Annotated in this window: 23 protein-coding genes; 10 read left to right on the plus strand and 13 right to left on the minus strand. The window is 64.8% G+C overall.

What is annotated here, in order from left to right; translation table 11 throughout:
- Positions 1–22: 22 nt before the first annotated feature.
- The gene (locus FJW10_RS05275) at positions 23–487 is read right to left on the minus strand and encodes an RT0821/Lpp0805 family surface protein (protein ID WP_140898915.1); all 465 of its coding nucleotides are present in this window, start codon (positions 485–487) and stop codon (positions 23–25) included.
- A 40-nt stretch (positions 488–527) separates the two neighbouring features.
- Here FJW10_RS05275 and pdxH point away from each other — a divergent pair, with 40 nt between their 5' ends.
- Positions 528–1,145: a pyridoxamine 5'-phosphate oxidase gene (gene pdxH, locus FJW10_RS05280; RefSeq protein WP_140898917.1), complete on the plus strand. Its 618-nt coding sequence runs from the start codon at positions 528–530 to the stop codon at positions 1,143–1,145.
- Between the two features lie 18 nt (positions 1,146–1,163).
- Here pdxH and FJW10_RS05285 read toward each other — a convergent pair whose 3' ends face one another.
- On the minus strand, positions 1,164–2,198 hold the full coding sequence (locus FJW10_RS05285; RefSeq protein WP_140898919.1) for a LacI family DNA-binding transcriptional regulator: 1,035 nt from the start codon (positions 2,196–2,198) through the stop codon (positions 1,164–1,166).
- A 95-nt stretch (positions 2,199–2,293) separates the two neighbouring features.
- Here FJW10_RS05285 and FJW10_RS05290 point away from each other — a divergent pair, with 95 nt between their 5' ends.
- Complete coding sequence (locus FJW10_RS05290; protein ID WP_140898921.1) at positions 2,294–3,487, plus strand: phytanoyl-CoA dioxygenase family protein; 1,194 nt, start codon at positions 2,294–2,296, stop codon at positions 3,485–3,487.
- A 52-nt stretch (positions 3,488–3,539) separates the two neighbouring features.
- On the opposite strand, the gene FJW10_RS05295 is transcribed toward FJW10_RS05290, so the two are convergent.
- Positions 3,540–4,292: a crotonase/enoyl-CoA hydratase family protein gene (locus FJW10_RS05295; RefSeq protein WP_140898923.1), complete on the minus strand. Its 753-nt coding sequence runs from the start codon at positions 4,290–4,292 to the stop codon at positions 3,540–3,542.
- A gap of 26 nt (positions 4,293–4,318) precedes the next feature.
- A complete protein-coding gene (locus FJW10_RS05300; protein WP_140898925.1) occupies positions 4,319–6,088 on the minus strand; it encodes an acyl-CoA dehydrogenase family protein in 1,770 nt (589 codons plus the stop codon).
- Between the two features lie 424 nt (positions 6,089–6,512).
- On the opposite strand from FJW10_RS05300, the gene FJW10_RS05305 reads away from it, so the two are divergent.
- Positions 6,513–6,749 carry a hypothetical protein gene (locus FJW10_RS05305; RefSeq protein WP_140898927.1) on the plus strand — a complete coding sequence of 79 codons (237 nt, stop codon included), beginning with the start codon at positions 6,513–6,515 and terminating at the stop codon, positions 6,747–6,749.
- Positions 6,750–6,757: 8 nt separating this feature from the next.
- Here the strand turns inward: FJW10_RS05305 and FJW10_RS05310 are convergent, their stop codons facing one another.
- The 6 genes from FJW10_RS05310 to FJW10_RS05335 all read right to left on the minus strand — a co-directional run bounded on the left by FJW10_RS05310 (position 6,758) and on the right by FJW10_RS05335 (position 13,690).
- A complete protein-coding gene (locus FJW10_RS05310; protein ID WP_140898928.1) occupies positions 6,758–8,365 on the minus strand; it encodes an FGGY-family carbohydrate kinase in 1,608 nt (535 codons plus the stop codon).
- 124 nt (positions 8,366–8,489) lie between these two features.
- Positions 8,490–9,218: an SDR family oxidoreductase gene (locus FJW10_RS05315; protein ID WP_140898930.1), complete on the minus strand. Its 729-nt coding sequence runs from the start codon at positions 9,216–9,218 to the stop codon at positions 8,490–8,492.
- Positions 9,219–9,242: 24 nt separating this feature from the next.
- Positions 9,243–10,499 carry a sugar ABC transporter permease gene (locus tag FJW10_RS05320; RefSeq protein ID WP_140898932.1) on the minus strand — a complete coding sequence of 419 codons (1,257 nt, stop codon included), beginning with the start codon at positions 10,497–10,499 and terminating at the stop codon, positions 9,243–9,245.
- The gene (locus FJW10_RS05325; protein ID WP_140898934.1) at positions 10,496–11,332 is read right to left on the minus strand and encodes an ATP-binding cassette domain-containing protein; all 837 of its coding nucleotides are present in this window, start codon (positions 11,330–11,332) and stop codon (positions 10,496–10,498) included. Before FJW10_RS05325 ends, FJW10_RS05320 begins: the two co-directional genes overlap by 4 nt.
- Positions 11,333–11,398: 66 nt before the next feature.
- Positions 11,399–12,481, minus strand: coding sequence for a sugar ABC transporter substrate-binding protein (locus FJW10_RS05330; protein WP_140898936.1), 1,083 nt, complete (start codon positions 12,479–12,481; stop codon positions 11,399–11,401).
- A 324-nt stretch (positions 12,482–12,805) separates the two neighbouring features.
- Positions 12,806–13,690, minus strand: coding sequence for an AraC family transcriptional regulator (locus FJW10_RS05335; RefSeq protein WP_140705267.1), 885 nt, complete (start codon positions 13,688–13,690; stop codon positions 12,806–12,808).
- A 312-nt stretch (positions 13,691–14,002) separates the two neighbouring features.
- Between FJW10_RS05335 and FJW10_RS05340 the strand changes: the two genes are divergently transcribed.
- Positions 14,003–15,163 (plus strand): glycoside hydrolase family 25 protein, encoded by a 1,161-nt coding sequence (locus FJW10_RS05340; RefSeq protein WP_140898938.1) that lies wholly within the window; start codon positions 14,003–14,005, stop codon positions 15,161–15,163.
- A gap of 6 nt (positions 15,164–15,169) precedes the next feature.
- Here FJW10_RS05340 and FJW10_RS05345 read toward each other — a convergent pair whose 3' ends face one another.
- Positions 15,170–16,012, minus strand: a complete 843-nt coding sequence (locus FJW10_RS05345; protein WP_140899319.1) for an AraC family transcriptional regulator — start codon at positions 16,010–16,012, stop codon at positions 15,170–15,172.
- A gap of 247 nt (positions 16,013–16,259) precedes the next feature.
- On the opposite strand from FJW10_RS05345, the gene FJW10_RS05350 reads away from it, so the two are divergent.
- The 6 genes from FJW10_RS05350 (at position 16,260) to FJW10_RS05375 (ending at position 25,254) form a co-directional block, all read left to right on the plus strand.
- Positions 16,260–17,726: an alpha-glucosidase/alpha-galactosidase gene (locus FJW10_RS05350; RefSeq protein ID WP_140898940.1), complete on the plus strand. Its 1,467-nt coding sequence runs from the start codon at positions 16,260–16,262 to the stop codon at positions 17,724–17,726.
- 106 nt (positions 17,727–17,832) lie between these two features.
- Positions 17,833–19,911 carry an ABC transporter substrate-binding protein gene (locus FJW10_RS05355; protein WP_140898942.1) on the plus strand — a complete coding sequence of 693 codons (2,079 nt, stop codon included), beginning with the start codon at positions 17,833–17,835 and terminating at the stop codon, positions 19,909–19,911.
- A gap of 111 nt (positions 19,912–20,022) precedes the next feature.
- Positions 20,023–21,030 (plus strand): ABC transporter permease, encoded by a 1,008-nt coding sequence (locus FJW10_RS05360; RefSeq protein WP_140898944.1) that lies wholly within the window; start codon positions 20,023–20,025, stop codon positions 21,028–21,030.
- Complete coding sequence (locus tag FJW10_RS05365) at positions 21,031–22,185, plus strand: ABC transporter permease (RefSeq protein WP_140835318.1); 1,155 nt, start codon at positions 21,031–21,033, stop codon at positions 22,183–22,185.
- A gap of 9 nt (positions 22,186–22,194) precedes the next feature.
- Positions 22,195–23,865: an ABC transporter ATP-binding protein gene (locus FJW10_RS05370; protein WP_140898946.1), complete on the plus strand. Its 1,671-nt coding sequence runs from the start codon at positions 22,195–22,197 to the stop codon at positions 23,863–23,865.
- Positions 23,866–23,886: 21 nt separating this feature from the next.
- Complete coding sequence (locus FJW10_RS05375; protein ID WP_140898948.1) at positions 23,887–25,254, plus strand: alpha-glucosidase/alpha-galactosidase; 1,368 nt, start codon at positions 23,887–23,889, stop codon at positions 25,252–25,254.
- Between the two features lie 63 nt (positions 25,255–25,317).
- Here FJW10_RS05375 and FJW10_RS05380 read toward each other — a convergent pair whose 3' ends face one another.
- Both FJW10_RS05380 and purD read right to left on the minus strand, forming a co-directional pair.
- Entirely contained in the window at positions 25,318–25,629 is a 312-nt protein-coding gene (locus FJW10_RS05380; RefSeq protein ID WP_140898949.1) for a hypothetical protein, read from the minus strand.
- 62 nt (positions 25,630–25,691) lie between these two features.
- Positions 25,692–26,969, minus strand: a complete 1,278-nt coding sequence (gene purD / locus FJW10_RS05385) for a phosphoribosylamine--glycine ligase (RefSeq protein ID WP_140898951.1) — start codon at positions 26,967–26,969, stop codon at positions 25,692–25,694.
- Positions 26,970–26,995: the final 26 nt, after the last annotated feature.

The following is a 26,995-nucleotide window of genomic DNA, read 5'->3' on the forward strand; positions in this document are numbered from 1 at the left end:
CCGAAAATCAAAGCGCCCGAAATCAGAGCGCCTTGAATTCCTGCATGCGCCAGCCGCCGGCACCGGCCAGGCACAGTTCGCCCTTGTAGAGGGCAACGCCGTCGAAGCTCTCGCGCGTGGCGCTGAAACGGCGGCAGGTCAGGCCGCCATCCTTCAGTTCCACCAGTTCGGTGATGGCGCCGCGCGAGCCGGTGCCGGCATTGGCCCATGGCACGGCCTGGCCGCCCAGTTCCTTGATGTCGGCGGAGGAAACGGCGTTGCCGATGGTGGTCTGGTCGGAGTCCTTGTCGGCCGCCGCCGGAGCCGCGGGCGAGGACGGCGCGCTGGAGGTGATGATCGAGCGGTCGACCTCCGCCTTTTCCAGGCTGAAGCCGCCGGCGCCGCAGGCGGCAAGAGGAAGCGCCAACGTCAACAGCGCAGCCTTGGCACTGGCCGAAGCGATAACGCTCCATTGCCCGCTGTCAAAAGCTTGCGCGATACGCGACAATCGGCGAACTCCTCCCGCAATATTAAAAATTTGGAAAACTATGAACGAAACCGAGTTAACAAGCAGTGACTTCACAGAGGCTGCGGAGCCGTTCCGGCTCTTTGCCGCATGGCTGGAGGACGCAACCAAAAGCGAGATCAACGACGCCAACGGCGTCGCCCTGGCGACCGTCGATGCCGACGGCATGCCGGATGTGCGGATGGTGCTGCTCAAGGGGTTCGACGAAAAGGGGTTTGTCTTCTACACGAATTTCGAGAGCGCCAAGGGCCGCGAGATTCTTGGCAGCATGAAGGCGGCGATGTGCTTCCACTGGAAATCGCTGCGCCGCCAGGTGCGGGTGCGCGGGCCGGTGGAGATCGTCAGCGACGCCGAGGCCGACGCCTATTATGCGACCAGGCCGCGCGGCAGCCGCATCGGCGCCTGGGCCTCGAAACAGTCTCGGCCGCTGGAGGGCCGCTTCGCGCTGGAAAAGGCGGTGGCCGAATACACGGCGCGCTACGCCATCGGCGAGATCCCGCGGCCGAAACACTGGTCGGGCTTCCGCATCATGCCGCAGACGATCGAGTTCTGGCATGACCGGCCGTTCCGCCTGCATGACCGCGTCGTCTTCTCGCGCAACGCCGGCGGCGGCTGGGACAAGGTCAGGCTTTATCCCTGAAGCACTGTGGCATTGCCCCTATGTGTTGCCAACCGCCTGCGGCACGTTGAAGGGCGTGATGATCTGGATGTTGGCCATGCCCGAGACCGGCGATTTCGGCAGCAAGCCATGCGCGCGCATGACATGCAGGCATGCGCTTCGCATGTCGTGGCCGAGATCGTGATGCAGCACGGCGCTGATGCGCCCGGCACACAGGAGCGCGAGATTGTCGGCGTCGAGGTCATGCCCGACAAAGGCGCGGCACGTGCGGCCGAGCGCGGCGAAGGCTTCGACGATCGCTCGATTGCCGCCGCCGATCGAATAGACGCCGGCAATGTCGGGGTTAGCCCGCAAGGCCGCGAGCACGAGCGTGCCGGTGTTGCGATCGAGGCCATGGCCCTCGCTGACCTCGACGATGCCGAGCGCCGGATAGCGCTCGCGGAGCGCTTGCCGGAAGCCTATCTCGCGCTCCTCCTCGCCGCGAAACCGGTTGCTGCTGATGGTGACGAGGATGCGCGCCGGCCCGCCGCCAAGCCACTCGCCGAGAAGATAGGCCGCAGTCTCGCCGGCCGCCCGGTTGTCCATGCCGACATAGGCCTGCCGACCCGTGTCGGGAAGATCCGTCACCAGTGTGACGACGGGGATGCCGGCGGCGATGAGCCCGGCCGTCGCGCTCCTGACCTCCGCGACATCGGGCGCCTTGAGGAACACGCCGTTGCTGCCGCGCCGCCGCAAGGTCTCGATGATGGCGACCGTGTCGCCGACGCCGCGCGTCTCGGCGAAATGGTAGCGGGCACGAAAGATCACCGGCTGCAGCGACGGCATCGCCTGTTCCAGCCCCTGCCGCACCGCCTCGCTGAAGCGTGACGGAGTTTCCATGACGACGTCGAGGACAAGCTTGCGGCCGGAAAGGCCGATCTGGTCGCGCTGCTTTTCAAGCTCGCCGATAGCCTGCCTGACCCGCCGTACGGTGTGCTCGCGCACGCCCGGCCTCTCGTTGAGAACGCGGTCGACCGTCGCGAGGCTGAGCCCGGCCTGAAGAGCGATATCCTTGACGAGAAACGGACGAGACATCTTCTGAGGTGTTTTTGAGGTGTTTCGGAGGCAACCGACGCCGCAGATTGCGGTATACGGCAATGACAATCGGGACCGCAACAGGAGGATGCGTCATGAAGGCCGACAACCCAGCGAAGATCAGGTCCGAACGGGTCTGGCTGACCAAGGACCAGTGCGACATCGAAAGCTTCCGGACGATCGTCGAGCAGACGACCAACCCCGCCGACTACCCCTTCGCCGCCAGTGTCGAAAAGAACGTGCTGATCTATGACGGCGACGCCGTCCGCAAGGCGGCAGCCGACCCCGATACGCGCAAGGCGCTGCTGGCGGAGTGGGTCGAGGCGATGACCAGCGGGCCCGGTGTCGTGGCCTTCAAAAGAGCGTTCGCCGACACGACGCCGGTCGATACGGCGACCAAGCTCTTCAACGAGATGATCGCCGAGCAGCACGCCGCGGGAACCGGCGGCGGCGACCATTTCGCCAAGCCGGGCGCCAATGACCGCATCTGGAACGCGCTGGAAAAATTCTGCCTGCGCGACCCGCAAGCCTTCGCCGCCTATTACGGCAACGACATCATCGCGCTGATTTCGGAAGCCTGGCTCGGCCCGGCCTATCAGATGACCTCGCAGATCAACTGCGTGAATCCGGGCGGCGCCGCGCAATCGGCGCATCGCGACTATCATCTGGGTTTCCAGACCCCCGAAGTGATCGAGCGCTATCCGGTGCATGTGCACAGCATCTCGCCGGTGCTGACGCTGCAAGGGGCCGTCGCCCATTGCGACATGCCGCTGGAGAGCGGGCCGACGCTGTACCTCCCCTACTCGCAAGCCTATTTGCCGGGATATCTCGCCACGGGCTTGCCGGAGTTCAAGGCGTATTTCGCCGAGCATCACGTGCAGCTTGCCCTGGAAAAGGGCGACGCCGCTTTCTTCAACCCGGCACTGTTCCACGCCGCCGGCAACAATCGCTCCGCAGACGTCCGCCGCATGGCCAATTTGCTGCAGGTGTCGTCAGGCTATGGCCGCGCGATGGAAAGCGTCGATCGCACCAAGATGAGCCGCGCGCTCTATCCGGCGATACAGAAGATGCTGGCAACCGGCGCGATCTCGCAAGCGGCGGCCGCGAACGCGATCGCCTCGACGGCGGAAGGATATTCCTTCCCAACCAATCTCGATCGCGATCCGCCGATCGGCGGGCTGGCGCCGGAAACGCAGCAGGCGCTGCTTCACCGCGTGCTCGAGGCCGGCTGGACGCCGGAGGCCTTCGGCAAGGCGCTGGACGAACAGGCGGCCAAGAAGCTGACGTGAACATCGGTGTGCGCCCGCCGCGGCGGGCGCTTGCGTGGGATGGGCTTCGAGCCTATCCCTTCTTGCGCGTCATGAAAGCAGTGAGCGCGGCGCGCGCCTCTTCGGAGGTCAGCCGCTCGCGGAAATGCTGGCTCTCGACCTCGATGCGGGCGACGAGTTCCTCGCGCGGCTCGCGCATCAAGTCGCGCGCGATCTTCAGTGCCTGCGGCGGCTTGGCGGCGATGTCGCCGGCGGCGGCCAGCACCGCGCTTTCCAGAGCGCTCTCTTCGACGACGTCGTAGATCAGACCGGCCGCCTTGGCGCGCTCGGCCGAAAAGCCTTCGCCGAGGCCGAGCAGCGCGAAGGCGCCCTGCCGTCCCAGGAGCCGCGGCGCGATCAAGCTCGAGCCGGCCTCCGGCACCAGGCCGAGATCGACGAAGGGCGTACGGAAAATCGTGCGCGGGGTGGCGAACGTCAGGTCGCAATGCAGGTTGAGCGTGGTGCCGATGCCCACCGCAATGCCGTCGACGCCCGACACCATCGGCTTCTCGGACTTGGCCAGCGCCATCAGGAAATCCCAGACCTCGTCGCCGCCCTCGCCGCCGGTGGCGATGACCAGGAAATCGGCGAGGTCGTTGCCGGCGGAGAAGGCGCCCGGAACGCCGAGGAAGACATGCACGCGGACCGCCGGATCGGCATCGCCTTCGGCAAGCGCGGTCGACATCTTCGCGTACATGGCGCGCGTCAGCGCGTTCTTCTTGTCCGGGCGGTTGATGCGGATGATCTGCACAACACCATGGCGCTCGACGAGGATATGGTCTGTCACGGTTGGTCCTTTGAAGGTCGGGATGCCTAAGCGGAAATCAGAGCCTTGCCGGCGGCGGCGAGGCTCTCGGCGCCGTCGATGACGCGCTCCTTGAGCACGTGCGTCTCGCCAAGCAGGTTTTCGGCAAAGAAGCGGCAAAGCGCGATGCGGCCGCGGTCGGCCAGCCCGCCTTGCGCCAGATAGGCGCCGCCGGCGGCGAGCGAGATCAGGCGCAGATAGGGCGTGGCGCCGGCCATCGCGGCGTCGGCCTTGCCGTCGGCAAGCAGTTTCTGCAGGAAGCGCGTCGCTTCGTCGAGATCGGCAAGCGCGCGGTCGAGATTGTCGGCGGTGCGGCCGAAGCCTTCGATGTTGGAGGTGCGCACCGCATCGGCCACGGCTTTCAATTCGCCGATGTAGCCATGCACATGCTCGCCTCCGCCGAGCGACAGCTTTCGCGCCACAAGGTCGATCGCCTGGATGCCGTTTGTGCCTTCATAGATCGGCGCGATGCGCGCATCGCGATAGAGCGCGGCGGCACCCGTCTCCTCGATGAAGCCCATGCCGCCATGCACCTGGACGCCAAGCGAGGCGACCTCGACGCCGACATCGGTCGAGAAGGCTTTGGCGAGCGGCGTCAGCAGGTTGGCGCGGTCGCGCCAATTGGCGGCGGCCTCGCCCTCGCCGAGGCGCGCGCGATCGAGCGCATGCGCGCAGGAATAGCTGATCGAGCGGGCGATCTGGGTCAGCGCCCGCATGGTGAGCAAACTGCGCTGCACATCGGGATGATGGACGATCGGCGCCATGCCGGAGCCGGAATAGTCCGAGGCCTTGCCCTGGCGGCGCTCATTGGCATAGGCGATCGCCTTCTGCGTCGCGGTCTCGGCCACCGCCACGCCCTGCATGCCGACGGCAAGGCGGGCGTTGTTCATCATGGTGAACATACAGGCCAGCCCCTTGTTCTCCTCGCCGATCAGCCAGCCGATGGCGCCGGGCTTGGCGCCCTGGAAACCGTCGCCATAGATCATGGTGCAGGTCGGCGAGGCATGGATGCCGAGCTTGTGCTCGAGGCCGGAACAGAAGACGTCGTTGCGGGCGCCGAGCGAACCATCGTCGTTGACGAAGAACTTCGGCACCAAAAACAGCGAGATGCCGCGCGTGCCCGCCGACGCGTCGGGCAGCCGCGCCAGCACCAGATGCACGATGTTGTCGGTGAAATCGTGCTCGCCATAGGTGATGAAGATCTTCTGGCCGAAGATGCGGTAGGTGCCGTCGCCGACGGGCTCGGCACGGCTGCGCAAGGCCGCGAGATCCGAGCCCGCCTGCGGCTCGGTCAGGTTCATCGTGCCCATCCACTCGCCGGAGACGAGTTTCGCGAGGTATTTGGTCTTGAGTTCCTCCGAGGCGTGCTTGTCCAGCGCCTCGACCGCGCCCATGGTGAGCGTCGGGCCGATGCCGAAGGCCATGGCGGCGGAATTCCACATTTCGAGCGCGGCGACGCCGAGCACCGTCGGCAGGCCCTGGCCGCCGAATCCTTCCGGCCCGGACAGCGCGTTCCAGCCGCCGTCGATCCAGCGCCGGTAGAGTTCCTTCCAGCCGGGCGGCGTGGTGACGGCAGCGTCCTTCAGCACCGCGCCATGCTCGTCGCCGATCTTATAGAGCGGAGCGACCTCCTCGCTGGCGAAGCGTCCCGCCTCGGCCAGGATCGCGTCGACCAAGTCCTCGCCGAGATCGCCGAAAATGCCGGCGTCGAGCGCCGGCTTCAGCCCCGCCACCTGCTTCAGCGTGAAGGCGATGTCGTCTACCGGCGCGCGATACATGTCTGATCCTCCTGCGTTCCGGCCAATCCTAGTGCATGGCCGAAGCGAAACCAGACGTCGATTTCGCGCCTTCTTTTTACGTAAACGTCAAACTTTGTCACGCGGATTTTGCAAGCGTAGGCTTCATCATCCACGGGCGGAGCGACGCGAAGCGTCGCGCAGACCCGAGGATCCATTCCGTGCCCTTGGCCATGGAGTGCAGCGGAGCAGAATTCTGGATCGTCGAAACGCCTCGACGTCACGGAATGGATCCTCGGGTCTGCGCGCGTCGCTTCGCTCCTTGCTCCGCCGCCATAGAATGACGAAATCGCGATAGTCATGGCCAATTTTTCAAGGCTGCAATTGCCGCTGAAAATTTCTACGACGAATTGCATCCGGCTGGTATGATCCGCCGATTGTAGAGCAAAGCGAACCGGAACACCTCATGCTTGCCAGACCCGACGCCTATCGCTGCATCGAATGCGGCTTGCCTTACCGGGCGCCCGGGTTCTCGTACTATCACGGCATGATCGAGGAAGGCCCCGCCTACTGGACCGATCGCGGCATATTGTGCTCTGCGCAATGCTCGCTCGCGCATCACAAGAAGCGCAAGGCGGAAGGCACGCTGCCGCAGGAGCCGGCGCCCGATCCGTTCGAAGTCCCGTCGCTGTTTAAGCGTTGATCGATCTCTCAGCGTATGCTGCGACCCACCGCCTGCAGCGCCAGAAAGGCCTCGTAGCGACGATCGTGCCACGTCCGCATGGCGTCGGTCACCGGCTTGAAAACATCACCAAGCCGGGACATGGCAGGCATGGCGGTCGAAAGGTCCCCATACCGGCCGGATGCCACCGCTCCCAGCATCGCTGCACCGAGCAGCACCGGCTCGGGCGACTGCGAGGCGGCGACCGGCAGGCCGGCGGCGTCGGCGAGCAGTTGGCGCACCAGCGGCGACTGGCCGGCGCCGCCGCTGATGACGATGGTGTCGACGGCAAGACCGGATGAGGCCATCGCCGCCACGATCTGACGCACGCCATAGCCGAGGCCGCAAAGCCCGGCGACATAAAGGCCGACGAGACTTTCGACGGAACGGTCGGTGCCGAGCCCGGCGATCAGGCCGCGCGCATCCGGATCCGCCAAGGGCGAACGATTGCCGAGGAATTCGGGTACGACATGGATGCTTCCCGCGAGCGTGGCGGCAGCCGACAGGTCGGACGAAGCCGCCGTAGCGGCCGCGGCCAGCCAATCGACCAGCGATTTGCCTTCAGCCGCGGCGCGCGCGGAAGCCTCCGCTGCGGCCGGATGGAAACGCACCAGCAGATCGATCGCCGCCCCGGCCGCCGACTGACCGCCCTCGCTCAGCCAGAACCCCGGCACCATGGCGGAATAATAGGGTCCCCATACGCCCGGCACAAAGGCCGGACCTTCGCTGCTTGCCATGGTGCAGGCCGAGGTGCCGAGCACATAGGCCACGCGCGAGGCAATGGTACCGGCATCGCCGGCAGCGCCCACCGTGCCGACGCCGCCGGCATGGGCATCGATCAGCCCGGCGGCCACGATCGTGCCCGCAACCAGTCCCAGTTCGGCCGCAGCCTTCTCCGTCAGCCCGGCGCCAAGCGCCGTGCCGGGATCGACCGCTTCGGTGCCGATGCGGGCAAAGCCCTCGTCGGCAAGCTCGCCGAGCCCGACGGCATGGAAATAGCTGTCGTCCCAGCGCCGCTCGTGGCCGAGATAGGTCCATTTGCAGGAAAGCGTGCAGACCGAACGGGCAAGGCTGCCCGTGGCGCGCCAGCTCAGGTAATCGGCAAGGTCGAAGAAATGGCTTGCCCCGGCGAACGTCGCGGGCAGGTTCTCCTTCAGCCACAAAAGCTTCGGCGTCTCCATCTCCGGCGAAATGACGCCGCCGACATAGTCGAGGACCGGATGCCGCAGGGCGTTGATGCGCCTGGTCTGGTCGAGGGCGCGATGGTCCATCCAGACGATGATGTTTCGATCGCTGTCTCCCGAACGGCCGACCGGCAAGGGCTTGCCATCGTCGCCGACCACCACCAGGGAACAGGTCGCGTCGAAGCCGATGCCGCCGATTTCCCGGGGATCGACGCCCGCCTTCCCGACCGCCTCGCGCACGCTGGCGCACACCGCCTGCCAGATGTCGCGGCTCGACTGCTCGGCGATCTCGCCGGGCTCGACGAAGAGCGCGATGTCGCGCTTGGCAGAAGCCAGCAGTTCGCCGCGCTCGTCGAAGACGCCGGCGCGCGCACTGCCGGTGCCGACATCGATGCCGAGAAAGTGGGAAGGCATTTGCGGACCTCAGAAATTAGGCAGTAGGCAGTAGGCAGTAGGCAGTAGGCAGTAGGCAGTAGAGATGGTCAGTGTTGGGTGGCCGGACGCAAGGGCCTCTTTCCCTATTCCTATTCCCTACTGCCTACAGATCATTGCTCTGCGGCAGGATCACCAGATCGCGAATGGTGATGTTTCTCGGGCGCGTGAGCATGAACAGGACAGCGTCCGCGACCTCGGTGGGTTGCATCAGCCCGCCGGCCGCCAGCTCGTCCTCGAGCTTCTGCTTCGGCCAGTCGCTGATCAGCGCCGTCACCACCGGTCCGGGCGCGACTGCGCCGACGCGGAGGCCGTGCTTGGCGACCTGCCGGCGCAGCGTGTGGACGAAGGCCTGGATGGCGTGCTTGGAGGCCGTGTAGACCGGCTCCCAGACGACTGGAACGAGGCCGGCAATGGAACTGGTGACGACGATGTCGCCGGTCTTGCGGCCGACCATGTGCGGCAGCACCGCGTGTACCGAGCGGAACACCGAGTTGATGTTGAGGTTCAGCATGCGGTCCCAGGCGTCTGGATCGCCGTTGAGGATCTCGCCGCCGACATAGGAGCCGGCATTGGCATGGAAGATGTCGAGCTGGCCGGTCTTTTCGAGGATGCCGGGCAGCATGGTCGCCACGCTGGCGGGGCTGGTGAGGTCGACCACCAGCGGGATCGCGTCGGCGCCGAGCTCGCCGACGACCTCCTTCAGCCTGTCCTGCGCGCGATCGACCAGCACGACGCGGGCGCCGGCGGCAAGCATCGCCCTGGCGCATTCGAGGCCGATGCCCGATGCCGCGCCGGTGACCGCGGCGACTTTTCCCGAAAGATCTTGAGCCATGTGTACCCTTCTCGTTTGAACTGTTCAGGCGCGGCCGTGCGAAGCACGGGAACGGCGCGCGAGGGAGTCGACGATCACGGCGATGGCCAGAACGGCACCGGTGATCATGTAGCGAAGCGACGAGGACAGATCGAGCAGCGTCAGCCCGCTGGCGATCGACTGGATGACGATGATGCCGAGCAGGGCGGAATAGGCGCTGCCGCGGCCGCCGAACAGGCTGGTTCCACCGATGACCGCGGCCGCGATGGCGTTCAGGTTGACGTCACCGGTGCCGGCCTGCTGGCTGGCTGAAGCGAGCCGGGCGGCCGCAAGCACGCCGCCCAGCGCGGCGAAGAGCGAGCACAGCGCAAAGGCGCTGAGGTAGATGGCGCGCACCTTGATGCCGGCGCGCCGCGCCGCCTCGCGGTTGCCGCCGACGGCGGTCATCGAACGCCCCCATTTGGTCCGTGTCAGCGCATAGTTCATCGCCGCGACGAGGCCGACGAACAGGCCGAACATCCAAGGGATGCCGCGCGACTGGTTGAGGTAGGCGACGATCAGCTCGAGGCCGACGGTTATGGCGCCGACGCGCAGGATGAGCCCGGCGGCGGACGGCGTCGACAGGTTAGCCGCGCGGCGGCGCGCGAAGGTGCGAAGCCCGCTGACCAGCAGCGCCAGGCCCGGGATCGCAGCCAGCAAGTGCGAGACCCATTTCGGCATCACCATCAGCTGGCCGAAATCCACCAAAGCGGAGCCATAGGGCAGGTTTATCGAGCCGGTGGAGCCGAGGATGTAGAGCTGCATGCCCAGCACCGCGAGCAGGCCGGCGAGCGTCGAAACGAAGCTCGGCATACCGAGCCGGTTGAACAGCAAAGCGTAGAGCGAGCCGATCAGGGCGCCGAAGGCCAGCGCTGCGAGGATCGCCAGCGCGACCGGCCAGCCCTGATTGACCCAGAGCGTGCCGACCATCGCCGAAGCAAAGCCGCTGATCGAGCCGACCGAGAGGTCGATCTCGCCGACCATCAGCACGCAGACGATGCCGAGCGCGATGACACCGACCGTCGAGCAGTCGAACAGGAGATTGACCAGATTGCTGCTGGAAACGAAGACCGGATTGAGACTGGTGAACACGGTCCAGATGACGACGAGGCCGACGATGACCGGCAGCGAGCCGAGATCGCCGCTGCGCACGCGGTCGAGGAAGGCGCGGACCGCTCCACTGAGGCCTGCCTCATGCTTCACGCGCGCATCGGCGCGGTCGAGCGCCATCGGCGCGGGAGCGCCTTGCTTGACGTCCGTCATGGGCGTTGCTCCCCGGCCTGTACGCTACCGGGTTGGTCGCGTTCCATGCGCAGGCGCTCGGCGCGCCGAGACACCGCGTTGTTGGACGCGCCGGTGATGGCGCTCACCAGGTCCTGGTTCGAGGCATCGGGCTCGAAGACGCCGTTGTTGCGCCCCAGCCTGAGCACCACGATACGGTCGGCGACGGCGCGGACATCTTCCATGTTGTGGCTGATCATCACGACGCCGAGGCCGCGCGCGCGGACGCGGTCGATAAGGTTGAGCACCTCCGCGGTCTGGGCAACGCCAAGTGCCGCGGTCGGCTCGTCGAGCAGGATGAGTTTCGGTTCGAGCAGCAGAGAGCGCGCGATGGCGACGGTCTGGCGCTGGCCGCCGGACAGCGAGGCCACCGCCTCGCGCACGCTCGGAATGCGCGCCGACAATTCGTTGAGCAGCGTCCAGGCGCGCATCTCCATCGCCACCTCGTCCAGCCGAAGCGGGCTGAGCTCGTTGCCCAGGAAAATGTTGGCGACGACGTCGAGGTTCTCGCAGAGTGCGAGGTCCTGGAACACCGTGGCGATGCCAAGCGTCAGCGCCGCGCGCGGATCGGGCAGCGTCACCGCCCTGCCGCGGAAATTGATCGTTCCCGAGCTCGGCTGATGCACGCCGGCAAGGATCTTGACCAGCGTCGACTTTCCGGCGCCGTTGTCGCCGACCAGCGCGACGACCTCGCCGGCATGGACGTCGAAGTCGATATCGGTCAGCGCCGAAACGGCGCCGAAATTCTTCGATATGCCGCGCAGGCTGAGCACCAGCTCGCCGACGGAAGCCGATCTTTCGGAATTCTCACTCATGCGCCGCCTTTCGTGATAGTCGTCCTCGGGCATCCGGCCGCCGACGGGCGGCCGGATGCCATATGATCAGTTGGTGATGCCGAGCTTCTTGCAGCCCTCGGCATAGCGGTCGACGCACAGCTCGGCGGCCGTGTTGATCTTCTTGTCGATGATCTCGGCCTTGAGGTTCTCCTGCGTCACCACCGCCGGCGTGAAGAGCTGCGAGGGCGTGTCGTAAAGCGTCATCTCGGCCTTCGGCGTCTCGCCCGACAACAGCTTGACGGCCACGTTGGCCGCGGCGGCCGCGACGATTTCGCTCGGCTTGGAGATGGTGTTGTACTGGTCGCCGGCGATGATCAGCTGCAAGGCCGCGATCGTCGCGTCGTTGCCGGTCACCGGCGGAACCGGATCGACGCCGGCCGCCTTGAAGGCGGCGATCGCGCCGCCGCCGGTGCCGTCATTGGCGGCAACGACGCCGAGGATCTTGGCGCCAAAGCGCGTGACCTGGCCGCTGGCCCACTGCTGGGCCTTCGGCGGCGCCCATTCCGGCGTGTCGAACTCGGCCAGGATCGGATAGCCGCTGTTGTCGAGGCCTTCGTGGATGCCCTTCTTGATCAGGCCCGCGGCGGCGTCGGTCGGCGAGCCGTTGATCTGCAGCAGGCCGCCGCCGGCCGGGTCGACCTTGAGCGCTTTCAGATGCTCGACGAGCGAATCCGCGATCGCCTTGCCGATGCCTTCATTGTTGAAGGACACATAGAAATCTGCCGGCGCAGTCGGGATCGGCCGGTCATAGGCGATGACCTTGACGCCCTGGCTCTGCGCAAGCTTGACCAGCGAGGCGGCGGCTGTCGAATCCACGGGATCGAGCACGATGGCCTTGGCGCCCTGCGAGATCACAGAATTGAACTGCTGCTGCTGGCGCGCCGCATCGGCATCGGCGTTCTGGTAGATCACCTTGCAGCCCGGGCAGAGCTTCTTCATCTCGGCGACGAAGCCGGGATAGTCGTGCTGCTCGTAGCGGGTCGATGCCTGGTCGGGCATCAGGAAGGCAATTGTGGCGTCGGTGACCGTGTCGGCGAATGCCGCCGTGGTGCCGAGCAGCGAGAGCGCGAACGCAGCCGCGATTGTCGATTTCAAGGCAAACGGCGATTTCCATGCATATCTGGTCATTCGAATGTCTCCGTTTTCAAGCAATGGTTTCATGAGGACCTGCGCGATGGCTGGCGCGTCAGGCCTTGACTGCATGTCGAACTGTTGGAAGGAGTATGACCGGCGGCGGCCAAGGATCGATCCGATCCCGGTAAGCCGCGCGAACATCCTCCTGAACGTGCTGGATTTCAGGATAAACGATCCCCAGCACAGGGTGACCTGCACCCCGCATCCTTCCTTCCCTGAATGTCTCTTTGTTTGACGCAATTCCGGACGGAGGCTACGGCAAGATCGCCGCGTTCAACCGCTTCGCAATTGCTCTAAGCTCCTCCCGCTTCCTCCCTGTTAGGCGGCAATCTCCGCGTTGATGTTCTCAGCCAGCAAGGCCCTGAAGCGCGAAGGCGACATGCCCTTCTGCGCCAGGAACTGGCGGTTGAAATTCGAGATGTTGTTGTAGCCGGCGGCGTAGCAGATTTCGGTGATCGACATCTGCGCCTCGCTCATCAGCAGCTGGCAGGCGAGGTTGATGCGCAGCCGGTTGACATACTGCACCAGCGCCATTCCGGTGTGCCGGCGGAAGCTGCGCGAGAAGGCGCTCGGGCTGCGCCCGGCAATCTCGGCCAGAGTGCCTTCGCTGAAGGGCTCGGTCAGGTGGCAGTTGATATAGGCGAGCGCCTGGTTGATGCCGGCCGACATGAAGCCGGACGGGTCGGGCAGATAGCCCGCGCTGGCCAGCGTGCGGACGTCGCCGGCGCGGTTCAAGATATCGAGCACGGCCATGAACAGCGACAGGCGGCGCACGCCCTGCGCCTCGGTAAGCTCCGCCAGCAAGGGCGCCGCGAGCTCAGCCGTCGCCGCCGAGAACAGCGCGCCGCGGCGGCTGGTTTCGAGGATGCCTGCGCAGGCGGCAAGTTCGGGCAATGCGGCGGAAGCCTCGGCGATGAATTCTTCCGAGAACTGGACGACGCGGCCGCGCAGCGGCACGGTTTCTCCCGGTGGCACGTCGCTGACCCAGTTGTGCGGCAGGTTGGGCCCGGTGAGCACCAGATTGCCCGGCTCGAACTCGCCGATGAAGTCGCCGACGAAATAGCGGCCGGTGGTGGCGACGACCAGATGCAGCTCGTATTCAGGATGGAAGTGCCAGCGCACGGTGCGGAAAGGATAGCCGTGGGCCCAGGCCTTGAACGACTCTCCCTGTCTGATCTGGACGACTTCCAGGTCCGGATTCATCTTCATTTTCCTCCCCGCGCGGGTCCGGTCTTGTGACCGGTTGCTGCGCTTCGTCAGGCAGACCCGTGTATTCCCACTGGCCGCCGTGATTGAAAGCTTAGGCGGCAATTGAAGCGCCTGCCACCACGGCTTGTCCACCCGACCGATACTTTTTTGACACTGTGGAGCGGACGTAAAACGCCTGGTGAGCACAGGGCGCGCAAGGTTGAAGCCGGGCCAGAACGTTTTGGCCATCATGCGGGCCGTGCCCCTGAAGCACTTCCTTAACCATAGCGGTTCAGGATCGTTGCCTGGTCAGTGGGGACACCCTGATTGAAAAAGCCGGCGCGCCCTCTTCGCCGCCTGGCGCTTCTCGCGGCGGCGGTTGCGCTGGGCACGGCGGCACAGGCCTCGGATTTCTCCGAGCCGTGGAAGAATGCCGACCGCCCGTTGGTGATCGACGCCTACGAATACAATTCGATCGACTGGCAGCAGCTCGTCACCGACAAGCGCGTTGCCGGCTTCATCAACAAGGCGTCCGACGGGCTGCCGCCGCCCTATTTCTGCCTCGGCGCCGAGGCCGACGTCAAACTCTGCAAGGCGCAATGGAAGCGCTACGCGGTGACACGTGAGTTGTTCCAGACGCGCAAGGTGGTGGCCAAGGCGCTCGGCCTGAAATGGGGCGCCTATCACCTCGCCCGCCCCGGCAACCCAGTCGAGCAGGCCAACAATTTCATCGATTTCGCGGAACCGGCTCCGGATGAACTGATGGCCCTCGACATCGAAGGCATCGACGCCACGCAATGGATGTCGATGGAGGACGCGGAGGAGTTCGTACGCCAGGTGCATCGCCGCCTCGGCCGCTTCCCGGTGCTCTATGTCAACGGCAAGACCGCCCAGTACATCGCCGAAAATCGCTACCAGTATAGGCTCTTGTCGCGGCTGCCGCTGTGGTACGCTCGCTACAAGCCGGACATCGACGTGCATTTCCCGATGGGCAACTGGCAAGGCTACGCACTGTGGCAATTCTCGGCGCAGGCCAATTGCGGCCGTTTCTCCTGCCCTTACCGGGTGCCCGGCACGCCCCACGACATCGACGTCAACGTCGCGCCGATGAGCGCCGACGAATTGCGCCGGCAGTGGGCCTTCGGCGGGCTGATCGACGTGCCGACCGATTACCTGGCTTCGATCCCGGTGCCGCTGTCGCGCCAGGCGGCGCTCGCCGGGAAAGTCACCATCACCTATGCCGATGTGGCGACGCCGCCGACCGTCGAGGAGATGGTCGCGGTGCTCGGCGCGCGCTGGGAGAAATTCCGCAACGGGTTCCGCATGCGGGTGGTGAAGACGGTGCCGACGCGGCTGGGTTTCGGCATCGCGCAATATGTCGCCTGGAAACGGTCCGGGCAGCGCACGCCCGAACAGATCGACGCAGCGTTTGCCGCGGCGGCCGACCCGGTGAGCACCGCCTCGACAACGCTTGAGGCCAAGCGCTGAAATGCTTCAGCGGTGGCTGCCCAGGCTGGCATACATGCCGGTGGTGCGGAACTGCGTCGGATTGATGCCGTAACAGCGGCGAAAGACCTTGGAGAAGTAGTTCGAGTCGTCGAAGCCGCACAGCACCGCGACTTCCTTGACCGGCAGGAAATCCGCCTTGGTCAGGAGTTTCGCCGCCCGCTGCAGTCGCTGCTGCAGGACGAATTCGGCCGGCGGCAGTCCTTCGCTCTCGGCGAAGCAGCGCGAGAAGTGGGCGCGGCTGAGGCCGCTGATTTCCACCAGCTCCGCCACCGGCAGCGGCTTGTCGAGATTGGCGTTGATGTGGTCGATGACGGGCTGCATGGCGCTCTGCTTTTCGGCGAAGGCGTGCGAGCCGAAGACGTCGTCATAGAGCGCCATCGCCGCCTCATAGGCGATCGCCGAGGCGGCGCCGGGCGAAGCCGCACCCTTGATCAGGCGCAGGCTGCAATCGGCAAGGTGATCGATGGTCGCCGGCTGCAGCCGGAATACCGGGCCCGAGACGCTGAGGATCGACTTGTGGATGCGCAGCGCCTCCTCGCCGTTCATCGAGATCCAGAAATATTCCCAGCGGTCGCCCTTCGCGAGCCAGTAGCGATGGTTGTGCGGCACCAGAACCAGCAGCGTGTCGTTCGCCTGCAGACGATAGTTGCGGCTCTCGTAACGCAATTGGCCGGTGCCGCTGATCGTATGCTGGAGGACCGTGAACGGGGTCTGGCCGCGCTTCCTGCCGTCCCAGTCGTAGGTCTCGTCCTCGCGCAGCTCATAGCCCGTGCTGGTGGGCATGGCATGCAGGCGCTGGCGGCCGCGCGGCAGCGAGATCGTGCGCATCAGCTTTCCGTTGGCGATCAGGTCCTGCAGCACAAAATTACCCTCGAAAGCATAATCCTTCTCTGGCCGCGCCGGCGAATAAGCGCATAATCCGGCCCTCAAGACGCGAAAGACCCGCGATCGAGGAGCGGGCGGGAGGAGAAAAGAGCCGGATTTCCGGCTTTGAGTGGCGGGCGCGCTGTTGCGTGCGGCCATATTCTCCCTTGCTGCTCCTTGCCTAGCATTCGATTGGATCGAGGTGAAGGTGATGAGTTTCAGAATCGCTATTATCGGCGCCGGCAGCGTCGGATTCACGAAGAAGCTGTTCACCGACATCCTGTGCGTGCCGGAATTCAAGGACATCGAATTCGCGCTGACCGATGTCAGCGAGCACAATCTGGCGATGATCAAGGCGATCCTCGACCGGATTGTCGAGGCGAACAGATTGCCGACCAGGGTGACGGCGACCACGAACCGCCGCGAGGCGCTGGAGGGCGCGCGCTACATCATCAGCTGCGTGCGCGTCGGTGGACTCGAAGCCTATGCCGACGACATTCGCATCCCGCTCAAATATGGCATCGACCAATGCGTCGGCGACACGATCTGCGCCGGCGGCATTCTCTACGGCCAGCGCAACATTCCGGTGATCCTCGACTTCTGCCGGGATATTCGCGAGGTCGCCGATACCAACGCCAAGTTCCTCAACTATGCCAACCCCATGGCGATGAACACATGGGCGGCGATCGAGTACGGCAAGGTCGATACGGTCGGGCTCTGCCACGGCGTCCAGCACGGCGCCGAGCAGATCGCCGAGGTGCTCGGCGCAAAATCGCCCAAGGAGCTCGACTATGTCTGTTCCGGCATCAACCACCAGACCTGGTTCATCGAGCTCAGGCTGAACGGCCGGCCGATCGGCAAGGACGAGCTGGTCGCCGCCTTCGAGGCGCATCCGGTCTATTCGAAGCAGGAAAAGCTGCGCATCGATGTGCTGAAGCGCTTCGGCGTCTACTCGACCGAAAGCAACGGCCATCTGTCGGAATATCTGCCCTGGTACCGCAAGCGCCCCGAGGAGATCACGCGCTGGATCGACATGTCCGACTGGATCCATGGCGAGACAGGCGGCTATCTGCGCTACTCGACGGAAACCCGCAACTGGTTCGAGACGGAATATCCGCAATTCCTCGAAGCGGCGTCGAAGCCGATCGATCCTGCCAAGCGCTCTAACGAACACGCCAGCCACATTCTGGAAGCGCTTGAAACCAATCGCGTCTATCGCGGCCATTTCAACGTCAAAAACGACGGCGTGATCACCAACCTGCCGCAGGACGCCATCATCGAGTCGCCCGGCTTCGTCGACCGTTTCGGCATCAACATGGCCGCCGGCATCACCTTGCCGGAAGCCTGCGCCGCCACCTGCATGGCTTCGATCAATGTCCAGCGCATGTCGGTGCGTGCCGCGATCGCCGGCGACATCGACCTTTTGAAACTCGCCGTGCTGCACGATCCGCTGGTTGGAGCCGTGTCGACGCCGGAAGAGGTCTGGCAGATGGTGGACGAGATGGTCGTCGCCCAGGCGCAGTGGCTGCCGCAATATGCGCATGCCGTTCCGGCGGCAAAGGAGCGGCTTTCGAAATCCAGGGTCAAGACCCGCGAATGGGCGGGCGCGGCGCGGCGGAGCGTGCGTTCAATCGAGGAATTGCGCGCCGAAAAGGCGGCGCTCAAACAGGCCGGCTGAAATTCCCGGCAAGCAGGCGGACGCGCAGGAGGCGCGTCCAGCGGATCAGCCGTCCAGAAAACAAGAGGCGGGCAGCAGCAGGCGTCAAAACAACTGGGAGGAGACGATGAGGACCTTACGCAGAATTGGCTTTGCCGCCGGACTGGCGATGAGCGTTGCCGTTCCGGCATACGCCTTCGCATCCGAGCCGACGATCCCGCCCGAGCCGGCGACGTTCCCGGCCGAGGGCAAGATCCACTATGTGGCGCGCGACTCCATCCTGGAGTTCAAGGCGCTGCCCGAATATCACGAGCCGGACTGGGTGACGGAGAGATACGTCAAGACCGGCAAGCTGCCGCCGGTCAAGGACCGGTTGCCCAAGGAGCCGCTGGTCTTCAAGACGGGCAACATGCCGGACGGCATCGGCGTCTATGGCGACACGATGCGCCATGTCATCGGCGGCCGGCCGGAAGGCTGGAACTACGGCGCAGGCCAGACGCAAGGTTGGGGCGGCATCGATATCGGCCTGTCCGAATGCCTGACGCGCACGGCGCCGCTGTTCCAGGTCGAAGCCAAGGACACCGAGCCGCTGCCCAACCTCGCCAAGAGCTGGGACTGGTCGAGCGACGGCCACAAGCTGACCATGCATCTGATTGAAGGCGCCAAATGGTCCGACGGCGCGCCCTTCAACGCCGACGACATCATGTTCTACTGGGACGACGAGGTCGTCGATCCGAACGTCTCGCCGCTGAACGGCGCCACGCCGGAAACCTTCGGGGTCGGCACGACGCTGAAGAAGATCGATGACTACACCGTCGAGTGGACGTTCAAAGACGCCTTCCCGCGGCAGTACCTCTACGCGATGGCCTATGGCACCTTCTGTCCCGGCCCTTCGCATATCCTCAAGCCGCAGCATCCGAAATATTCGAAGAACACCTACGACCAGTTCAAGAACGCCTTCCCGCCCGAATATATGAACATGCCGGTGATGGGCGCCTGGGCGCCGGTGGAGTACCGGCCTGACGACATCATCGTCATGCGCCGCAACCCCTATTATTGGAAGGTCGACGAGAAGGGCAACCAGCTGCCCTACCTCAACGAGCTGCAATACAAGCTCTCGACCTGGGCCGACCGCGACGTGCAGGCTGTTGCCGGCTCGGGCGACTTCTCCAATCTCGAGCAGCCGGAAAACTTCGTCGCCTCGCTGAAGCGCGCGGCCGACCCGAGCGCGCCGGCCAGGCTGGCCTTCGGTCCGCGCCTCATCGGCTACAATCTGCGCATGAATTTTTCCGCCAATGGCTGGGGCAATCCCGACGAGCGCAGTCAGGCGGTGCGTGAATTGAACCGCAACGAGGATTTCCGCAAGGCGGTGACCATGGCGCTCGACCGCAAGGCGCTGGGCAACTCGCTGGTCAAGGGTCCGTTCACCGCCATCTATCCGGGCGGCTTCTCGTCGGGCACCAGCTTCTATGACCGCAAGTCGACCGTCTACTATCCGTTCGACCTCGAGGGCGCAAAAGCCTTGCTGGCCAAGGCCGGCCTCAAGGACACCGACGGCGACGGCTTCGTGAACTTCCCGGCCGGCACCGCCGGCGGCAAGAATGCCGAGATCGTGATGCTGGTCAACAACGACTACACCACCGACAAGAGCCTTGCCGAAGGCGTGGTCGCGCAGATGGAGAAGCTCGGCCTGCGCGTCGTGCTCAACGGGCTCAACGGCACGCAGCGCGATGCCTCGCAATACTCGGGCCGCTTCGACTGGCTGATCCGACGCAACGACCAGGAACTCACCTCCGTGGTGCAGAACACCGAGCAGCTCGCGCCGGTCGGGCCGAAGACCAGCTGGAACCATCGCGCGCCGGAAAGCGGCGAGGTCGACCTGATGCCGTTCGAGAAGGACCTCGTCGACATCGTCAACAAGTTCGTCTCGACGCAGGACAACGACCAGCGCGCCAGCCTGATGCGGGATTTCCAGAAGATCTCGACCGAGCACGTCTACAATGTCGGCCTGACGGAATATCCTGGAGCGCTGATCGTCAACAAGCGCTTCTCAAACATCCCGCAGGGCACGCCGATCTTCATGTTCAACTGGGCCGAGGATTCGATCATCCGCGAACGCGTCTTCGTCGCGGCCGACAAACAGGCCAAGTATGAATTGTTCCCGCAGGAGCTTCCCGGCAAACCGGGTGACAAGGGTCCGATGTAAGGTTTACCTCCCAGACGAGAGACGTCCGGCCGCGTCGCGGCGCGGCCGGACAAACGAAACCTCCGAACGCGCCCCAGGCAGCGACCGGCCAAACAAGGAAGCGGACCGTCCATGCTGCGATTCCTGCTCATGCGCATAGCGTCGGCGCTTCCGGTCCTCGCAATCCTGAGCCTCGTCACCTTCGCCATCATCCAGGCGCCGCCCGGCGACTATGCCGATTACATCAAATCGCAGCTCATCAATCAGGGCGGTGCTTCCTACGCCGAAGCGGACGCACAGGCCCAGGCCTATCGGAAAGAACATGGCCTCGATAAGCCGCTGCCCGTCCAGTATCTCAACTGGATCGGCGGCATCGTCACGCGCGGCGATTTCGGCTACAGCCTCTATTACAACAAGCCGGTGGCCGACGTGGTGGGCGAGCGGCTGCCGCGCACACTGCTCTTGGCGCTGGTCTGCCACCTGCTCGCCTCGGTGCTCGGCATCAGCTTCGGCATATGGGCGGCGACGCGGCAGTATAGCTGGATCGACTCGACGCTTTCGGCGATCTCATTCCTCGGCATGACGGTGCCGCGCTTCCTGATGGCGCTGATCATCGTCTATCTGCTGGTCTTCCAATTCAACGTCTCCGAGATCGGCTCGTTCTTTTCGCCGCAATATGGCGGCGCGCCGTGGTCGTGGGCGAAGTTCGTCGACCTGGTCAAGCATGTCTGGCCGGTGGTGGCGATCGCGACCTTCGGCGGCCTCGCCTACAACATGCGGGTCATGCGCGGCAACCTGCTCGACACGCTCAACGCGCAATATGTCGAGACGGCCAAGGCCAAGGGCCTGACCGGCGGCGCCGTCGTCATGCGCCATGCCGTGCCCAACGCGCTGCATCCGCTGGTGATGTATCAGGGCGTGGTACTGCCCTATATGCTGACCGGCGAGATCGAGACGGCTATCATCTTCGCGCTGCCCACCGTCGGTCCGGCGATCGTCGGTTCCATGGCGGTCGGCGACGTCTATGTCACGGCCACCTTCATGATGGTGCTGTCGGCGACGCTGATCGTCGGCAATATCATCGCCGACATGCTGCTCGTCCTGCTCGACCCGCGCATCCGCCAGTTCGGGGAGCGCTAGATGCTGGCCCGCGATCCCTCACCTCCGCACCCATCCCTTACGCCCTTGCCGGCCGAAGGCGTAACCAAAGCCGAAGCCGCGCATGGCAATGAGAGCTACATCGCGCTCGTCTGGCGCCGGCTGAAGCGCTCCTGGACCGGCATGGCCGGGCTTTGGCTGGTCGTCCTGCTGCTGGTCATGGCGGTGTTCGCCGAATTCCTGGCGCCAATGGACCCCAAGGCGACCGACGTCGCCTTCGCTCCGCCGCAGGCCCTTGTTTTCCATGACAAGGACGGCAATTTCGTCGCGCGGCCGCGGGTCTATGCGCTGGCCGATTCGGCCGATCTCGATCCGGTCACCTTCCAGCCGATCGTCGGCCCCGACTACGACCATCCGCGGCTGCTCGGTTTCTTCGTTGAGGGCGCGCCCTACAAGCTCTTCGGGCTCATCCCGATGAACCGGCACTTCTTTTCCTCGATGGACGGCCAGCCGGTGCATTTCCTCGGCACCGACAAGTTCGGCCGCGACGTGCTGTCGCGCGCCATCCACGGCTCGCGCGTATCGCTGATGATCGCGCTGACGGTGGTCTTCATCATCACGGTCATCGGCACCAGCGTCGGCATGATCTCCGGCTATTTCGGCGGCCGGTTCGACGTCTGGATGCAGCGCTTCGTCGAGCTTGTGCTCGCCTTCCCGCAGCTGCCGCTCTATCTGGCCCTGACGACGCTGATCCCGGTCACGGCACCGACGAATGTCTTCCTCGCCTTCGTCATCATCGTCATGTCGGCGCTGGGCTGGGCGCAGATGTCGCGCGAGGTGCGCGGCAAGACGCTGGCGCTGGCGCGCATCGACTATGTGCGCGCCGCCATGGCGGTCGGCGCCACCGACCGGCGCATCATCATGCAGCACATCTTCCCCAATGTGATGAGCCATGTGATCGTCGCCGTGACGCTGGCGATCCCGACGGTGGTGCTGCTCGAATCCTTCCTCGGCTTCCTCGGCTTCGCGGTGAAGCCACCGCTGATCTCATGGGGCCTGATGCTGCAGGACACCGCGACCTATTCGGTCATCGGCACCTATCCGTGGATCCTGTCGCCGGTCGGCTTCGTGCTGATCACCGTCTTTGCCTTCAACGCGCTGGGCGACGGTCTGCGCGATGCCGTCGATCCCTATTGAGGTGGCCGGATGACGACGATCGCGCTCGCAGACAATTTCGCACCGGCCGTCCGGCATGATCATGGCGGTCGCCATGATCAGCCTGTGATCGACGCCCGCAACATCGAGGTCGCCTTCAAGGTCGAGCACGGCACCGTCGAGGCGGTGAAGGACGTCTCGTTCCAGCTTTATCGCGGCGAGACGATCGCGATCGTCGGCGAGTCCGGCTCCGGCAAGTCGGTGACGGCACGCACAGTCATGGGGCTGCTGTCGCGCCGCGCGACGGTGTCGCCGCGGTCGAGCGTCGACTATCTCGGGCAGAACATCCTGAAGTTCCCGGAGAGCTCGCGGCGCAAGCTGCGCGGCAACCGCATCTCGATGATCTTCCAGGAGCCGATGAGCTCGCTCAACCCGATCTACACGGTCGGCGGCCAGATCGTCGAAGCGATCCGGGCGCACCGCAAGATGAGCCGCAGGCAAGCGTGGGCGCGCGCGCTCGAACTCCTGCGGCATGTCCAGATCCCCGAGCCGGAGGCGCGGCTGAAGCAATATCCCCACCAGCTCTCCGGCGGCCAGCGCCAGCGCGTCATGATCGCCATGGCCTTGGCCAACGACCCCGACGTGCTGATCGCCGACGAGCCGACCACGGCGCTCGACGTCACCGTGCAGGCGCAGATCCTCAACCTCATTCGCAATCTTCAGAAAGAGCTGAAGATGGCGGTGATCCTGATCACCCACGACCTCACCGTGGTGCGCAAGTTCTCCGACTACGTCTATGTCATGCAGCATGGCGAGATGCGCGAGCACAACGTCACCGAGCGGCTCTTCGCCAATCCCCAGCATCCCTATACGCAGCGGCTGCTCGCCTCCGAGCCGCGCGGGCGGCCAAAGCCGCTGCCGGAGGGCAGCGGCACGATCCTCGAGGCGAACGGCGTGCGCGTCTGCTTCATGCTGCGCCACGGCTCTTTCCTCAAGCCGGACTGGCGTGAGCTGGTCGCGGTCGACGACCTCGACCTGAAGCTTTGCCGTCACGAGACGCTGGGACTGGTCGGCGAATCCGGCTCCGGCAAGACCACGTTCGGCCAGGCGCTGCTCAGGCTGCAGGACGCCAAACGCGGCGAGATCCGCTTCGACGGCCAGCCGATCGAGAAGCTGACGCGCGCCGGGATGCGGCCGCTGCGCTCGCGCATGCAGATCGTGTTCCAGGATCCTTTCTCCTCGCTCAACCCGCGCATGACGATCGGCCAGATCATCGAGGAAGGGCTGGTCGTCAACCGGTTGGGCGCGACGCGGCGCGAGCGGGTCGAGCGGGTACGCCAGGCGCTGGCCAGCGCCGGCATGCCCGGCAATATCCTGTCGCGCTTCCCGCATGAATTCTCCGGCGGCCAGCGGCAGCGCATCGCGATCGCGCGCGCCATCGCGCTGGAGCCCGAATTCATCCTGCTCGACGAGCCGACATCGGCGCTCGACCTTTCGGTGCAAGCGCAGATCATCGACCTGTTGCGCAAGCTGCAGGACGAGCGCGGCCTGAGCTACCTCTTCATCTCGCACGACCTCAAGGTGGTGCGGGCGCTGTGCCACCGCGTCATCGTCATGCAGCATGGCAAGATCGTCGAGCAGGGACCCGTCGACGAGGTCCTTTCCAATCCCAAGACCGCCTACACGGAACGGCTCGTCAGGGCCGCTTTCGACGTGGCTTAGAGAAGTGCCGGAGGCTTTAAAGTGGCAAGAAATCCCAGGATCGCGTTCATCGGCGCGGGCTCGACGGTGTTCATGAAGAACATCGTCGGCGACGTGCTGCAGCGGCCGGCGCTGTCGGGCGCCACCATCGCATTGATGGACATCAATCCGCAGCGGCTGGAAGAGAGCGCCGTCGTCGTCAACAAGCTGATCGCGACGCTCGGCGTCAAGGCGAAGGCAGAGACCTATTCGGACCAGCGCAAGGCGCTCTCCGGCGCCGACTTCGTCGTCGTCGCCTTCCAGATCGGCGGCTACGAGCCCTGCACCGTGACCGACTTCGAGGTGCCGAAGAAATACGGCCTGCGCCAGACGATCGCCGATACGCTCGGCGTCGGCGGCATCATGCGGGGCCTGAGGACCGTGCCGCATCTATGGACAATCTGCGAGGACATGCTCGCCGTCTGCCCGGCGGCGATCATGCTGCAATATGTCAACCCGATGGCGATCAACACCTGGGCGATCGCCGAGAAATATCCCCAGATCAAGCAGGTCGGGCTTTGCCACTCGGTGCAGGGCACAGCGATGGAACTGGCCCACGACCTCGACCTTCCCTATGAGGAGATCCGCTATCGCTCGGCCGGCATCAACCACATGGCGTTTTATCTCAAGTTCGAGCATCGCCAGCCCGACGGCAGCTACCGCGACCTCTATCCCGACCTCGTGCGTGCCTATCGCGAGGGCCGCGCGCCGAAGCCCGGCTGGAACCCGCGCTGCCCGAACAAGGTGCGCTACGAGATGCTGACCCGGCTCGGCTATTTCGTCACCGAAAGCTCCGAGCATTTCGCGGAGTACACGCCCTATTTCATCAAGGACGGCCGCCCCGACCTGATCGAGAAATACGGCATTCCGCTCGACGAATATCCAAAACGCTGCATCGAGCAGATCGAGCGCTGGAAAGGCCAGGCGGAAGCCTACCGCTCGGCCGACCGGATCGAAGTCGAGCAGTCCAGGGAATATGCCTCCTCGATCATGAATTCGGTCTGGACCGGCGAGCCGTCGGTAATCTACGGCAATGTGCGCAACAATGGCTGCATCACCTCGCTGCCTTTCGATTGCGCGGCGGAAGTGCCCTGCCTGGTCGATGCTTCCGGGATCCAGCCCACTTACATTGGCGATCTGCCGCCGCAACTCACGGCGCTGATCCGCACCAACATCAACGTGCAGGAACTGACGGTGCGGGCGCTGATGAGCGAGAACCGCGAGCACATCTACCATGCGGCGATGATGGACCCGCATACTGCGGCTGAGCTCGACCTCGACCAGATCTGGTCACTGGTCGACGAGTTGCTTGCCGCTCACGGCGACTGGCTGCCGGCCTGGACACGGAGAGGCAGAAGCAAGGCCGCCTAAGCTGCGAAGTTCCCGCGTTGGTGGCCGGCTCAGGCCAGTCAAAAGGTGGCCGGCTCAGGCCAGTCAAAAGTCGATGACGGTCTTGTCGTCGACCAGCTTCATCGACTTGTCTGGGCGGGCGTATATGTCGCCCTTGCCTTCCTTCGGATGCCAGTTGAGCTTGGCCGCATCACGATCCCCCCGATTGTAGAAATAGCCGTAGGTTTCAATCTTGGCATTCTCAGGATTTATCTCGAGATGATCGCTCAGGAACTTTATACGCCGATAGATCCGCCATTTCTCCTGCTTCACTTGAGGCAAGGCGTTGAACGCCCAGCAACGGTCGCCTGCGGTGCCCAGAGATCGTAGTCGATCGAGTTCCTCATCAGTAATCATCTGTGGCGTCCTTGCTCGTATGCCTGTGATTAGTGTGGGTAATCAGCGTCAGCCTTTCGCCGCTAGACACCACCAGTCTTCTCGCGCTCGACGGCGCGCCAGCCGATGTCGTGGCGGTAAAAGCCCTGCGGCCAGTCGATGCGATCGATCGCCGCGTAGGCCTTTGCCTGCGCCTCGCCGACGGTGGCGCCCAAAGCGGTGACGTTGAGCACGCGCCCGCCATTGGCGACCAGCGCGCCGCCATTGATGGCAGTGCCGGCATGGAAGACCTGGACGCCTTCCACCTTGTCGAGACCGCGGATGACGGAGCCCTTTTCCGGCGTGCCCGGATAGCCCCTTGCCGCCATCACCACGGTCAATGCCGTCTCGTCGCTCCAGCGCACCGACATATGCGCGAGCTGGCCGTCGACGGCGGCGTTGAGCAGGACGAGCAGGTCGTCCTTCAGCCGCATCATCAGCACCTGGCATTCGGGATCGCCGAAGCGGGTGTTGTACTCGATCAGCTTCGGCCCGCTGTCGGTGATCATCAGGCCGGCGAAGAGGATGCCGGCGAAGGGCGCGCCGACATTGGCCATGCCGCGCATGGTCGGCTCGATGATCTCGCGCATGGTGCGCTCGGTCATTTCCGGCGTCATCACCGGCGCCGGCGAATAGGCGCCCATGCCGCCGGTGTTCGGCCCGGTATCGCCGTCGCCGACGCGCTTGTGGTCCTGCGCGGTGCCGAAGGGCAGCGCGGTAGCGCCGTCGCAAAGGCAGAAGAAGCTCGCCTCCTCTCCGGTCAGATACTCCTCGACCACCACCTCGGCGCCGGCGGCGCCGAAAGCGCCGTCGAAACAGGCTTCCAGCGCGGCGTTCGCCTCGTCCAAAGTCATGGCGATGGTGACGCCCTTGCCGGCGGCAAGGCCGTCGGCCTTGACGACGATCGGCGCGCCGGTCTCCTCGACATAGGCCTTTGCCGAGGCGAGATCACTGAAGCGGCCATAGGCGGCGGTCGGGATGTTGAACTTCGCGCAAAGATCCTTGGTGAAGCCCTTCGAACCCTCGAGCCGCGCAGCCGCCTTGGAGGGACCGAAGACGCGGATGCCCCAGGCGCGCAGGTCGTCGGCGATGCCGGCCACCAGCGGACCTTCCGGACCGACCACGACCAGGTCGATCTTCTTCTCCTGGCAGAAGGAGGCGACGGCGGAGTGGTCGGCGACGTCGAGCTTGGCCAGCTCGGCGACACGGCCGATGCCCGGATTGCCTGGCGAGGCGTAGAGCTTCGTCAGCAGCGGCGAGGCGGCCATCTTCCAGGCGAGCGCATGTTCGCGGCCACCCGAGCCGAGAAGAAGAACATTCATGGCCACCTCTTGCTGCCGATCGTCCT

This window comes from Mesorhizobium sp. B4-1-1, assembly GCF_006439375.1.
Classification (GTDB): domain Bacteria; phylum Pseudomonadota; class Alphaproteobacteria; order Rhizobiales; family Rhizobiaceae; genus Mesorhizobium.

Bases quoted from the DNA above. Each gene is read 5' to 3' on its own strand.
- FJW10_RS05305 (WP_140898927.1), top strand. From the start codon at position 6,513: ATGCTTGCCAGACCCGACGCCTATCGCTGCATCGAATGCGGCTTGCCT.
- pdxH (WP_140898917.1), top strand. From the start codon at position 528: ATGAACGAAACCGAGTTAACAAGCAGTGACTTCACAGAGGCTGCGGAG.
- purD (WP_140898951.1), bottom strand. From the start codon at position 26,969: ATGAATGTTCTTCTTCTCGGCTCGGGTGGCCGCGAACATGCGCTCGCC.
- FJW10_RS05290 (WP_140898921.1), top strand. From the start codon at position 2,294: ATGAAGGCCGACAACCCAGCGAAGATCAGGTCCGAACGGGTCTGGCTG.
- FJW10_RS05325 (WP_140898934.1), bottom strand. From the start codon at position 11,332: ATGAGTGAGAATTCCGAAAGATCGGCTTCCGTCGGCGAGCTGGTGCTC.
- FJW10_RS05350 (WP_140898940.1), top strand. From the start codon at position 16,260: ATGAGTTTCAGAATCGCTATTATCGGCGCCGGCAGCGTCGGATTCACG.
- FJW10_RS05285 (WP_140898919.1), bottom strand. From the start codon at position 2,198: ATGTCTCGTCCGTTTCTCGTCAAGGATATCGCTCTTCAGGCCGGGCTC.
- FJW10_RS05345 (WP_140899319.1), bottom strand. From the start codon at position 16,012: ATGCGCACGATCTCGCTGCCGCGCGGCCGCCAGCGCCTGCATGCCATG.
- FJW10_RS05370 (WP_140898946.1), top strand. From the start codon at position 22,195: ATGACGACGATCGCGCTCGCAGACAATTTCGCACCGGCCGTCCGGCAT.
- FJW10_RS05360 (WP_140898944.1), top strand. From the start codon at position 20,023: ATGCTGCGATTCCTGCTCATGCGCATAGCGTCGGCGCTTCCGGTCCTC.
- FJW10_RS05355 (WP_140898942.1), top strand. From the start codon at position 17,833: ATGAGGACCTTACGCAGAATTGGCTTTGCCGCCGGACTGGCGATGAGC.
- FJW10_RS05300 (WP_140898925.1), bottom strand. From the start codon at position 6,088: ATGTATCGCGCGCCGGTAGACGACATCGCCTTCACGCTGAAGCAGGTG.
- FJW10_RS05310 (WP_140898928.1), bottom strand. From the start codon at position 8,365: ATGCCTTCCCACTTTCTCGGCATCGATGTCGGCACCGGCAGTGCGCGC.
- FJW10_RS05315 (WP_140898930.1), bottom strand. From the start codon at position 9,218: ATGGCTCAAGATCTTTCGGGAAAAGTCGCCGCGGTCACCGGCGCGGCA.
- FJW10_RS05365 (WP_140835318.1), top strand. From the start codon at position 21,031: ATGCTGGCCCGCGATCCCTCACCTCCGCACCCATCCCTTACGCCCTTG.
- FJW10_RS05335 (WP_140705267.1), bottom strand. From the start codon at position 13,690: ATGAATCCGGACCTGGAAGTCGTCCAGATCAGACAGGGAGAGTCGTTC.
- FJW10_RS05320 (WP_140898932.1), bottom strand. From the start codon at position 10,499: ATGACGGACGTCAAGCAAGGCGCTCCCGCGCCGATGGCGCTCGACCGC.
- FJW10_RS05330 (WP_140898936.1), bottom strand. From the start codon at position 12,481: ATGACCAGATATGCATGGAAATCGCCGTTTGCCTTGAAATCGACAATC.
- FJW10_RS05380 (WP_140898949.1), bottom strand. From the start codon at position 25,629: ATGATTACTGATGAGGAACTCGATCGACTACGATCTCTGGGCACCGCA.